The 12253-nt window shown below is 58.8% G+C and carries 7 protein-coding genes; 6 read left to right on the top strand and 1 reads right to left on the bottom strand.

What is annotated here, in order from left to right:
- Positions 1-535 precede the first annotated feature (535 nt).
- The 6 genes from ACSSNI_RS19600 (at position 536) to ACSSNI_RS19575 (ending at position 11085) form a co-directional block, all read left to right on the top strand.
- On the top strand, positions 536-2158 hold the full coding sequence (locus tag ACSSNI_RS19600; RefSeq protein ID WP_200637182.1) for a methyl-accepting chemotaxis protein: 1623 nt from the start codon (positions 536-538) through the stop codon (positions 2156-2158).
- 213 nt (positions 2159-2371) lie between these two features.
- On the top strand, positions 2372-3760 hold the full coding sequence (gene hemN / locus ACSSNI_RS19595; protein WP_200637183.1) for an oxygen-independent coproporphyrinogen III oxidase: 1389 nt from the start codon (positions 2372-2374) through the stop codon (positions 3758-3760).
- A 194-nt stretch (positions 3761-3954) separates the two neighbouring features.
- Positions 3955-5598, top strand: coding sequence for a VRR-NUC domain-containing protein (locus ACSSNI_RS19590; RefSeq protein WP_200637306.1), 1644 nt, complete (start codon positions 3955-3957; stop codon positions 5596-5598).
- A complete protein-coding gene (locus tag ACSSNI_RS19585) occupies positions 5595-7844 on the top strand; it encodes an ATP-dependent DNA helicase (RefSeq protein ID WP_200637184.1) in 2250 nt (749 codons plus the stop codon). Before ACSSNI_RS19590 ends, ACSSNI_RS19585 begins: the two co-directional genes overlap by 4 nt.
- A 301-nt stretch (positions 7845-8145) precedes the next feature.
- Entirely contained in the window at positions 8146-9399 is a 1254-nt protein-coding gene (locus ACSSNI_RS19580) for an OprD family porin (RefSeq protein WP_200637185.1), read from the top strand.
- A gap of 192 nt (positions 9400-9591) precedes the next feature.
- Positions 9592-11085 (top strand): FAD-binding oxidoreductase, encoded by a 1494-nt coding sequence (locus ACSSNI_RS19575; protein WP_448260000.1) that lies wholly within the window; start codon positions 9592-9594, stop codon positions 11083-11085.
- An 81-nt stretch (positions 11086-11166) separates the two neighbouring features.
- Here ACSSNI_RS19575 and ACSSNI_RS19570 read toward each other — a convergent pair whose 3' ends face one another.
- Entirely contained in the window at positions 11167-12081 is a 915-nt protein-coding gene (locus ACSSNI_RS19570) for an aldose 1-epimerase (protein WP_200637187.1), read from the bottom strand.
- Positions 12082-12253 lie beyond the last annotated feature (172 nt).

Genomic DNA, 12253 nt, shown 5'->3' with positions numbered 1-12253 from the left:
CCGAATCGCTTCGGGGTTCGAATACGGCTGGGCTAATTTCGCCATCCCTATAATCCGGACGGATGGTCATTGACACGGCCTCGGCATAGCGTGGACCGCCTCGCCGAAATTGCCAAGAGGCTTAGGGAAAAAGTTTGCCGTTGCGGCCTTCCAGCGCTCCGAGAGGGCAATTGCGTACTGAATGAACTGGTGCTTCCGAATGTTCGAACGCTCGCGCGCGATGAGATAAGCGGCATAAGTCGCCCTTTTGCTCCTCGGTATTTCTTGATCTAAATCAACAAACCTTGAGTTTGATTTCCTTTCATCGCGAGCCATGGCTCAACGCGATTGAACAGCGACTACGATGTCGCCGGCTTTGCTGATAGCACTTTGCCTGCAGTCGGGCGGCGTCGAGAAAACCTTGTAAAGAGAAGGGATGTCCGGCCGATAAGTCAGGCAGATAGAGCGGCTAAGCCCTGAACCGGACGCCCGCTGTGGTCCGCCGCGTCCTCGTGAAGGTTTCGTTTTCGTGTAGCAGCAGTACCTAAGGAACAGGATGAACAGTACCTCTCCAGCTCGGCAAATGTCCGTTCAAACCAAAATCAACCTGGCCCTGTTGGTCGTGTTCGCCCTGGTCTTGGCAGCCTCCCTGTTCTATTCGGCGGGTTCAGAGAAGCAGCTGATACTGCATGTCGTCGAACAGCAGACCAAGGATACGGCTGACTCCTATTTCGACAGTATCAATACCATGATGCTGACCGGCACCATGGGCCAGCGAGAAGTGCTGCGTAACAAGATTCTTGCCCGGCCGGGAGTGATCGACGCACGCATCATCCGCGGCGAGCCAGTGGCCAAGGTTTTCGGCCCCGGATTCGAGCATCAGGCCCCCAAGGACGAGCTGGACAAACGTGCACTTGCTGGCGACGCCACCGTGGAAGTGAGCGAGGGCCTGAATGGCCGTGTACTGACGGTGATCAATCCGATCCACGCGCAACAGGATTACCGCGGCACCAATTGCCTGACCTGCCACCAGGTCCCACAGGACACCGTGATGGGCGCGGTCCGTATCAGCTACGATCTGTCCGCACTGGACGGCGAGGTGCATCGCAACATTCTGATTTCAGCCGTGATCCAGGCGCTGTTGCTACTGGCGGGTATGGTCGTCATGGGCTACATCATTCGCCGGGTGATCATCAGCCGCATCAACGACATGCGTCACACCATGGAGGCGATGACAGAGGACGAGGACCTCAGCCGTACTGTGGCTGTCCACGCCCAGGATGAAGTCGGCGCCATGGGCACTGCGTTCAACCGCATGATCTTCAAATTCCGCAGCAGTCTGGAAGCGGTGGCCGCCGTGACCCACCAGCTGGGTGAGGTATCGAATCGAGTGTCGAGCGTTGCGGAAAAGACCCAGACCGCAGTCATGGAGCAGCGCAGTGAAACCGACATGGTCGCCTCGGCCATGAATGAAATGAGCGCGACCGTTCAGGAAGTGGCTCGGCATGCTAACGAGACAGCATCGGCCTCGAGCGGCGCCGATGATGAATCGCGCGTTGGCGTCAACCTCGCAACCGAGGCACTGGACGGCATCGAGGTGTTGATTCAGGACATCGAAAAAGCGGCGCATGTGATCAAACAGGTCGAAACCGACAGTGTCAGCATTGGCATGGTGCTGAACGTCATCAACGGTATTGCCGAGCAGACCAACCTTCTTGCACTGAATGCTGCCATCGAGGCCGCTCGCGCCGGAGAACAGGGTCGCGGCTTCGCTGTGGTGGCCGATGAGGTTCGCACGCTGGCCTCGCGCACGCAGAAGTCGACCGAAGAAATCCAGCGCACTATCGAGCAACTGCAAACAGGAGTCCGTAATGCCGTACAGGCGATGGAAGGCGCCCAGATTCGCGCACAAACCGGTTCGGACTGCGTAGCCAAGACCGCTCAGAGCCTCACCGTGATCGCGGGCGAAGTGAATACCATCAACGGCATGAACACCCAGATTGCCACGGCGGCCGAAGAGCAGAGCGCGGTTGCCGAAGAAATCAACCGCAACATCACCACTATCAGTACGATTGCTGACACTACCTTGGCCGATGCGTCTCAAACCTCACAGATCAGTGAAGAACTGGTGCAGCTGGCGGCCGAGCTGAATCGTCTGGTTAGCCAGTTCCGGCTGTAATCACGAATCGCAGCTGCCGCGCATGCGGCAGCTTGGCCTACTATTTATGTGACGACCGCTCGGCGTCCACGCGTCCAGCCTGACCGGTTCTTGATCTGGGACAGGCCCAGTCCGCCTGGGGAAACGCGATAATTCGCGCCAAGATGTCGCAGGCTGCCGACCGCCCTGCCCGGCCCAGCCACTCACAATCATGCAATCAAGGTGAAACTCTACATGGACCAAACGCCGAGCTTTAACCGCGCCCTGGTCGAGAAATATGACCGTCCCGGTCCTCGCTATACCTCCTACCCCACTGCCCCGCAGTTTCATCAGGCCTTTGCCATGGATGATTACCGCAGCGCTGCGCAGGAAACCAACGAGGCCCCGACGCCCAAGCCGCTGTCGGTGTACATCCATATTCCGTTCTGCAAAAGCCTTTGCTACTACTGCGCCTGCAACAAGATCATTACTCACAAGACCGATCGCGCCGTCGAGTACCTCGATTACCTCAAGCGCGAGATCAGGATGCAGGCCGCGCTCTTCGACCGCTCGCGCAAGCTGACTCAACTGCACCTCGGCGGCGGCACACCAACCTATCTCACCAGTGAACAGCTGGCTGATCTCATGGCGACGCTGCACGACGCGTTCAACATGGACGACAGTGACAATCACGAGTTTTCGCTGGAAGTCGATCCACGTACCGTGACCCCGGCTCAGATCCATCAGCTACGCGAGCTTGGCTTCAATCGCTTGAGCTTCGGCGTACAGGATTTCGACGAGCAGGTGCAGATTGCAGTCAACCGCATCCAGACTGAAGAACAGACCCGAGAGCTCGTCCAGGCTGCGCGTGACGCCCGATTCAAGTCGATCAGCGTCGATCTCATCTACGGCCTGCCGTTGCAGACCGTTGAAAGCTTCGGCGTGACATTGGACAAGATCATCGACATCCGCCCGGATCGAATTGCGGCTTACAGCTATGCGCATCTGCCGGATCTGGTCCGGGCGCAAAAGTTGATTCGCCCGGAAGACATGCCGCCGCCCGAGCGAAAGCTCGAACTGCTGGAGCTGACCATCCGGCGGCTCACCGAGGCGGGCTACGTCTATATCGGCATGGATCACTTCTCCCTGCCTGACGACGAACTCACCCTCGCGCGGGCCAATGGCACGCTTCAGCGTAACTTTCAGGGCTACTCGACCCATGCTGATTGTGACCTGATCGGCCTTGGTATCTCCTCCATCGGTAAAGTCGGCAACAGTTACAGCCAGAACGTAAAGGAGTTATCGCAGTATTACGCTCGGCTCAACGACGGTATGTTGCCGGTGCACCGTGGCTATCAGCTCAGCGAGGACGACCGCTTGCGTCGCGACGTGATCGTTTCATTGATGTGCCATGGCCGCATCGATTACGCCGAAATCGAACAGCGCTACGGCATCGACTTCCAGGATTATTTCGCCGACTCGCTGGCCAAGCTGGACGAACATGTCGCCGACGGGCTGGTGGAAATCAATGACGATGCCCTGGTTCTGTTGCCTCAGGGGCAGTTGATGTTGCGCAACGTCGCCATGGCGTTCGACGCCTATCTGGGCGGCGAGCAACGGGGCCGTTTTTCCCGCACGGTCTGATCCTCATTGCGCTCAACCCACCCGGCCAAGGCTCGGGTGGGTTGAGCGCCAAGCCTTACTCTATAGCTCTCCAAGCCCCGCCGGTGCAAAGGTCGTCGCCGCTGATCGTCCAGGCATTGCCAAAACCATTGTTAACTGTATAAATACACAGCCTTGTGGGCGCCATGCCCATGCTCGACCGAACCGGACGTTCGATGCGCCAGGCGCTGGAAAACCCCTTCTATTACCTCGATAACTTTCGCCAAGTGCTCGCCTGGGTTGGTGAGCGCCACGGTGATCTGCTGCACGATCACGAGCGCGTCTTTCTCGACCATTTCTATCAGGTTCCGCAGGCTGCGCAGGCATTGCTGGTGCGCATGGTCATGCGCAAAGGCACGTTGTTTCGCGCAAGCAAGCTGCGCTACGCGGAGATTGGTTGCCCAATGCAGGCATCCGTTGCGCTTATCGAACACGGCTGGGTCGAGATCAACCCGACGCTGGATTTGGCGCAGCTGTTTGGTCTGCTGAAAAAAGACGAGCTGCTTCGCGTCTGTGGCGGTGCGGCAAATAGCGGCCAGCGCAAGAGCGATTTACTCCAGGCCATGCTGGACGGAGCGCCCCAGCCAAAGCCGTTTGGCAGCTGGTGTGAGGGGCTTGAGGACGCGGCGTTCGCACTGACGATTGGCGATCTGGGCGACCGCTTGCGGCTGATGTTCTTCGGCAACATCCATCAAGACTGGTCCGAGTTCGTGCTCGCCGATCTAGGCATTTTTCGCTACGAGCAGGTTGCGTTCTCCCCGGCTTCCCGCGCCTTCCATGCGCGCGCTGATGTGGATGCCTACCTGCACCTGCATCACTGTCGTGAACGCTTCGAGGCAGGAGAAGCGGTAGAAGCGGTGCTATCCGATATCCCGGCGACGCCGTACGCCAATGCATGGCTGGAAAATCGCCGCGGCAAACTGATACTGAGCATCGCCAGGCAATGCGAGCGCAACGGTGATCTGCCCTTGGCGCTGCGCCTGCATGCAGCCAACAGCTATCCCGGCGCACGCGAGCGTGCAATCCGGGTGTTGGAGCGTTGCGACCAGCCAGAGGCCGCCATGCAGCTGGCCCTGATGGCGCAGGCCAAGCCTGAAAGTGAGCATGAAGCCCAGCAACTGCAGCGCATTCTGCCGCGCCTGCTACGCGCGCTGGGCAAGCCGGCCGCGCGTCAGGTGCGCGCGGCGCAGCCAGAACGCATAGACCTGAGTCTGCCCAGGCCCGACGGCATGAGCGTCGAGCAGGCCGTACGCGCGCACCTCGGTCGCAGCGATGCGCCGGTTTACTACGTTGAAAACGCGCTGATCAATTCGCTGCTTGGTCTGCTTTGTTGGGACGCTATTTTCGCGCCTTTGCCCGGCGCGTTCTTTCACCCGTTTCACGCCGGCCCGGCTGATCTGACGCGCCCTGATTTCCATGCTCGTCGTGCCGGCTTGTTCGACGAGTGTCTGAGCAAGCTCGGCACTGACGAATACCGTGTCTGCATTCGTCGCACGTTTCGAGAGAAGTTTGGCCTGCAGTCGCATTTCGTCAGCTGGGGGCTGTTCGACGAGGCATTGCTGGAGCTGGCACTCGCCTGTATCCCAGCCGAGCATCTGCGCGCATTTTTTCAGCGCATCCTTGAGGATGTGCCCAACCATCGCAGCGGCTTGCCGGACCTCATCCAGCTGTGGCCCGGCGAGCAGCGTTATCGAATGATCGAAGTGAAGGGCCCTGGCGACCGCTTGCAGGACAATCAGAAGCGCTGGATCGAATTCGCGCTGAGGCAGCAGATTCCGCTCGCGGTTTGCTACGTGCAGTGGTCGGAGGCTGCGCCTTGAGTTATCGGGTCGCGGTGCGAGCCCTGTGCGAGTTCACCGCCAAGCAGGGTGACCTGGATCTGCGCTTCACGCCCTCGCCTACCGCGCTGGAAGGTATCGCCGGTCACGCCACAGTCACCGCGCGGCGTGGCGATGGGTACGAACGCGAGGTCACGCTTGAAGGCACCTACCGCAATCTATGCGTGCGCGGCCGCGCCGATGGCTACGACCCAACGAAGAATCAGCTGGAAGAAATCAAAACCTACCGAGGTGACCTTGCCCGGCAACCGGACAACCACCGCCACCTGCACTGGGCGCAAGCCAAGGTTTATGGTTGGTTGCTCTGCCAGATGCGCTCGCTGCAGTCACTGGATATCGCATTGGTGTATTTCGATGTGGTCAGCCAGAAGGAAACCCTGCTGATCGAAACCTGCAGCGCTGAAGATCTGCAGGCGTTTTTCGAAACCCAATGTCAACGCTTCATTGTCTGGGCAGAACAGGAGCTGGTCCATCGAGCCGAGCGTGACCAGGCATTACGACTTCTGACATTCCCCTACGGTGAGTTTCGTAGCGGCCAGCGACAGCTCGCCGAAGCGGTGTACAAGGCCGCCTGCACCGGTACCCATTTGATGGCGCAGGCGCCAACCGGTATTGGCAAAACGCTCGCAACCCTGTTTCCGCAACTGAAAGCAGTCCCCGGTCAGCAGCTCGACAAGCTGTTTTTTCTCACCGCGAAAACCTCCGGTCGGCAGTTGGCACTGGACGCACTTGCCAGCCTGAAGGACTCGTCGCCGCTGCGCGTGCTGGAACTGATCGCACGGGACAAAGCCTGCGAGCATCCGGACAAAGCCTGTCATGGCGAATCATGCCCGCTTGCGCGTGGCTTTTATGATCGCCTTCCCGCTGCGCGCGCCGAGGCCATAAGACGACCGTTTCTCGATCAGTCGACGCTGCGCGAGGTGGCCGTGGCCCATCAGGTCTGCCCCTATTACCTCAGTCAGGAAATGGCTCGCTGGGCCGATGTGGTCGTTGGCGACTACAACTATTACTTCGATCTGAGCGCCCTGCTCTACAGTCTGACGCTGGTCAATCAGTGGCGCATCGGGTTGCTAGTGGACGAGGCCCACAACCTGCTGGAACGCGCCAGGGCGATGTACAGCGCCGAGTTGGACATTCGCAGTTTCAAAGGCTTACGGAAGATACTTCCGGCAGCACTTAAGAGGCCAGTCGAGCGTGTGCTGCGCTGCTGGGGTGATGTGCACCGTCTGCAAACCCTCAGCTATCAGGTCCAGCCGGAATTGCCACACAAGCTTCTTGGCGCGCTGCAACAGGCGGTCAGCGCAATCACCGAGCATCTCGCGGAAAACCCCGCAGGTCTCGATCCGGCGCTGCAGTCGGTGTACTTCGATGCGATGCATTTCTGCCGGCTCGCTGAGCTGTTCGGAGATCACTCGCTGTTCGACTGCACGCTGCTCCCGACACGGAGCGAGGCACGCGTGTCTGTGCTCTGTCTACGCAACGTGCTGCCTGCGCCGTTCCTGAAGCCGCGCCTACTCGAAGCGCGCTCCTGCGTGCTGTTTTCAGCCACCCTCAGCCCGCAGCGTTTCTACGCCGACACGCTCGGCCTGCCGCTCAACCACGTATGGCTCGATGTGGACTCTCCGTTCCAGTCCGAACAGTTGCAGGTGCGTCTGGCTCGGCACATTTCGACCCGCTATCACGACCGTTACGCTTCACTTCAGCCAATCGTCGACTTGCTCGTCGAGCAATTTCGGGAACGTCCTGGCAACTACCTGGCGTTCTTCAGCAGCTTTGACTACTTGCAGCAAGTGACCAACCTGCTCGCTGCGCAGCATCCGCAGCTGCCCTACTGGGTGCAGACGCGGAGCATGCATGAAGAGGCGCGCCATGCCTTTCTTGCACGTTTCACGGACGAAAGTTGCGGTATTGGCTTCGCCGTACTGGGTGGTGCTTTTTCCGAGGGTATCGACCTGCCGGGTCGGCGTCTGATCGGCGCTTTCGTCGCTACGCTGGGACTGCCACAGATCAACCCCGTCAATGAGCAAATGAAAGCGCGGATGGACCAGCTGTTCGGGGCGGGCTATGACTACACCTACCTCTACCCTGGGCTGCAAAAGGTTGTGCAGGCCGCCGGCCGAGTTATTCGCACCACCGAAGACGTCGGCGTTGTTCACTTGATCGACGACCGCTTCGCCAGGCAAGACATCAGACGACTCCTGCCGGTTTGGTGGGCTTCTGCCGAATAGGTAGAGTCGCTTCGAGGTCATCGTATCTCTACCTCTTGACACTCCCATATCAACTGACTGCTCTTCGAGGTCTAAAGCCTGCCAAATAGAGCATTAGACCAAAGTCTGAGCTCTCACAATTCTTTACAAATTGAATTGACAAGTGACACTCGGCAGCCATAATCCGATCTGTCGTACGACAACTGATATCAGGTCTTTTGCGCCGACAGCGTCGCCTTGAACAGCGGTCGCGCTTTATCCCGCCTCGTCTTTGACACCTGTCGCACTGGGCGGACTACTTAAAAAAGGGAGCACAACAACAATGACCCCACGCAATTCTTTGTCTGCCGCCGTCTTCGCAGGCACTCTGTCGCTGGCGCTCGGCATTCCTGCCGCCGCCTACGCTGCGGACGGTTTTGTCGATGGTACAAAAGTCGCGCTGAATGCGCGCAACTTCTACATCAACCGCGAATTCCGTGATGACTCGATCACCGATCGCAGCAAGGCCGAGGAATGGACTCAGAGCTTCATCCTCAACATCCAGTCCGGCTATACCCCAGGTCCGGTCGGCTTCGGTGTTGATGCTCTCGCCGGCCTCGCGATCAAGCTTGATGGTGGGCGTGGGACTTACGGCACTGGTTTGCTTCCGCGCGACAGCGACGGGCGACCGGTAGACGATTTCGGTCGCTTGGCCCTCGCCGTCAAGGCAAAAATGTCTGAAACCGAGCTGCGCGTCGGTGAGTGGCAGGTTGTAGTGCCGGTTCTGCGTGCTGATGACGGACGTTCGCTACCGCAAACTTTCCAGGGCGGAATGGTTACGTCCAAGGAAATCGATAATCTGGCTCTATACGGCGGCCAGATGCGCCAGAACAGCGTACGCGATGACGCCAGCATGGAAGACATGTTCTTCGGTGGTGCCAGCTCGGATCGCTTCAACTTCGCTGGTGGTGAATACTCGTTTACTGACAAGACCAAGGCCGGTCTGTGGCATGCCCGTCTCGAAGACATCTACCAGCAGAGCTACGTCCAATTGCTGCACGTACAACCGCTCGGAGAAGACCTCGCGCTGACGGCGAACCTCGGTTACTTCACCGGCAAGGATGAAGGCAGCGCCCTGGCTGGGGATCTGGACAACAGGACGTACTCCGGTTTGTTCGGCCTGCAGGCCGGTGCCAACACCTTCTACGTCGGGCTGCAGAAGGTGAGCGGCGACACCGGCTGGATGCGCGTCAACGGTACCAGCGGCGGCTCGCTGGCCAACGACAGCTTCAACAACGCCTATGACAACGCCGGCGAGCGTTCCTGGCAGCTGCGTCATGACTACAACTTTGCCGCCATGGGCGTGGCTGGTCTGACCCTGATGAACCGCTACATCAGCGGCGACAACATCGAGACTGCCACCGGTGATGACGGAGAGGAGTGGGGCCGAGAAACCGAGCTGGCTTATACCATCCAGAACGGTCCGGCTAAGAACCTCAACATTAAGTGGCGCAATTCCAGTTTCCGTTCAGAGGTCAACAGCCGTGACCTCGATGAGAACCGCCTGATCTTCAATTACCCGATCTCGATCTTGTAAGCGTCACCACCACGCTGGACGCAACTCTCCTCGCTCCTGTTGCGGAAAATTTTGCCCGTCTTAATGACGGGCTTTTTTTATCTGCGCTTACCCGAGGAGCAGCAGTACTCCAAGTTCACCGGAATACCACAAACAAACTCGCACTATTGACATGCGTGCCTATACTGTGCATATCCGCTGACGAATACCGAGTTGTGGGGTGCTGTGAGGCATCGACTATCGCCAGAAGGTCGTAGTCTCCCCTTCACAGCCGTGGGCAGGCCTTGTGCGTGCCTTCCGGCATACTCAACGGTGATCGTTATGAATCAGCTTTCAAACACCGCGACAGACGCATTTCACGCGGCCTTTGCGGGCACGCTCGTTTTTCCCGAAGATCCCCAATACAACGAAGTGCGCCAGATCTGGAACGGCATGATCGACCGCCGTCCTTCGCTGATCGCCCGCTGCGGTTCTGCTGACGACGTGGTTCGGTCTTTGGACTTCGTTCGCCAACACGACCTGCCTTTCTCTATCCGCGGCGGCGGACACAATATTGCTGGGAATGCAGTCTGTGACGGCGGCCTGATGGTCGATCTCTCGCTTATGAAAGACGTCAGTATCGATCCAGAACAACGTCGAGGCTATGTCGAGCCGGGCTGCACGCTGGCTGACTTCGATGCGGCTGCGCAAGCACACGGCCTGGCCACGCCTCTGGGCATAAACTCCACCACGGGCGTGGCCGGGCTGACCCTTGGCGGCGGCTTTGGTTGGCTCAGCCGAAAGTACGGCATGACCGTAGACAGCCTGCTGGGGGCGGATGTAATAGTCGCCGATGGTCGTCAGCTGCACGCCAGTGAGTCGGAAAACCCGGATCTGTTCTGGGGGCTTCGCGGCGGCGGCGGGAATTTCGGCATCGTCACCCGTTTCGAATTTCGGCTGCACCCTGTATGGCCTGACGTGTTGTGCGGCCTCATCGTCTTTCCGTTTGAACAGGCGAAATCCGTTATCACCCAGTTCGCTCGTTTCACCGAAACGATGCCGGATGAGCTCAACGTCTGGATGGTTGCCCGCAAGGCGCCGCCGTTGCCGTTCCTGGCCGAAGAGGTCCACGGCAAAGAAATCGTTGTGCTGGCCGTTTGTTACGCAGGCGACCCCGATGAGGGCATCAAACATGTGGAGGCACTGAGGCAGTTCGGTTCCGCCTACGGCGATCACATTGGCGTGCAGCCGTATGTCGATTGGCAGCAGGTCTTCGATCCGCTATTGACGCCGGGCTCCCGAAACTACTGGAAATCTCACAATTTCTCAGAGCTCGACGAGGGGCTGATTGATACCGTCATCGAATACGCCAATGCACTGCCCTCACCGCAATGCGAGATATTCGTCGCTACGATAGGTGGCGAAACAGGACGAACCAAGCCTGACGCCATGGCTTACTCGAGTCGTGACGCCAACTATGTGATGAATGTGCATGTCCGCTGGGAAACGGCCGATGAGGATGCTCGTTGCATTGCCTGGGCGCGGGAGTTTTTTGACCGTACGCAGTCGTTTGCCAGTGGTGGCGCTTACGTGAACTTCCTGACCAGTGATGAAGCTGAGCGCACCGCCTTCGCTTATGGCACGAGCTACCAGCGACTGGTGGATCTGAAAAGGAAGTTCGACCCGACAAATCTCTTCCGCATCAACCAAAACATCAGCCCGGCATGACCGAACGCCAGCGCTCATGAATGGGCGCTCGCACCTCTCGGCCGCCCTGCGACTCTGAGCTATCAACACCTGGGTGAGACGCTACTGGACCGTACGAGCCATACGCTGAATCTGCAGTTTGCAACTGACCTGCATTGTTTCGCCGGGCTGCAGCACCTGTATTCCGTTTGCGTCCGGATCGTCCATGCAAAGGGCATTGTTGGCATGAGAAACCGGCTCGACCGCAAAAAATCCCATATCTGCCGGTGGCGTGAACACGACCAGATGATCGAGTGACTCGCTGGCGTGCATGGTCAGCGCTACCCCTTCGTTCGGCCAGCGGATGGTTACTGGCTTGGTGCGGCCTACGAAACAGTTGTCCAGGCCGGGTTGCTGAAGTGATTGCTCGGATGAAAAGTCCCATTCAGCAGGGATCGTCGCCTTCTTGAACGGCAGGTTTTGAGCGTCGTTCTGCCAGACACCCTGCGCTTCGAATTGCAGCTGGCATGCCTCATGACGCAGGAAATACGGGTGCCAGCCAAGACCAGCGGGCATCGAGCGGCTGTCGATGTTTCGCAACCGTAGTTGGAGTGCAACGCCGGTATCGTCGAGTTTGATCTCGTGTTCTACCCTGAAAGCGAACGGCCAGTCACGCACGCCATCCCCCTCCGGCTGATGCGTAAAGGTCAGGCGAAGAATGGTCGAGGTCTGCTCGGTCAGACTCCAGGCGCGCTTCCAGGCGACTCCATGAATCGGCAACGGGTGTTCGGCAGACAGGTTGCGCAACGGATAATGTGTTCCCTCATGCATGAACCCGCCATCGCCGACGCGATTGGAAAACGGTGCCAGGACAAAGCAGCCGGTACGTCGAACGCTGTCGGAGCCGTCCCAAGGTCGTAGCAAATCGATGCCATCGACACTCAATCGCGTGATTGCCCCGCCCAATGCTGGGCAAACCGACAGTCGCAGCGATTCGTGCTGAAGCTCGACCTCGGTCAGAGAGTTAAGGTCAGGCATGCGCCGTCTCCTATGAAAGCCGTATCGCTCGAGGATTTGAATTTGAATGGCGCCTAGCACCTGCGGGCTTGTGGCTCGCGGCGTTGGGCGCCCAGGGGATGTCACTCTGTAGTTATCTGACCGAGGCTTTTGGCCTGGGCCGCCGGCGGCCGAGGCCGCCTACTCATCTGAA

This window comes from Stutzerimonas tianxiuensis, from assembly GCF_053470365.1.
The sequence above is the reverse complement of the archived record's forward strand: the minus strand, read 5'-3'. Positions and strand labels throughout refer to the sequence as shown.

What these genes read in the sequence shown, in the direction of transcription:
- ACSSNI_RS19600 (WP_200637182.1), top strand. Translation starts at nt 536, where the DNA reads ATGAACAGTACCTCTCCAGCTCGGCAAATGTCCGTTCAAACCAAAATC.
- hemN (WP_200637183.1), top strand. Translation starts at nt 2,372, where the DNA reads ATGGACCAAACGCCGAGCTTTAACCGCGCCCTGGTCGAGAAATATGAC.
- ACSSNI_RS19590 (WP_200637306.1), top strand. Translation starts at nt 3,955, where the DNA reads ATGCGCCAGGCGCTGGAAAACCCCTTCTATTACCTCGATAACTTTCGC.
- ACSSNI_RS19580 (WP_200637185.1), top strand. Translation starts at nt 8,146, where the DNA reads ATGACCCCACGCAATTCTTTGTCTGCCGCCGTCTTCGCAGGCACTCTG.
- ACSSNI_RS19570 (WP_200637187.1), bottom strand. Translation starts at nt 12,081, where the DNA reads ATGCCTGACCTTAACTCTCTGACCGAGGTCGAGCTTCAGCACGAATCG.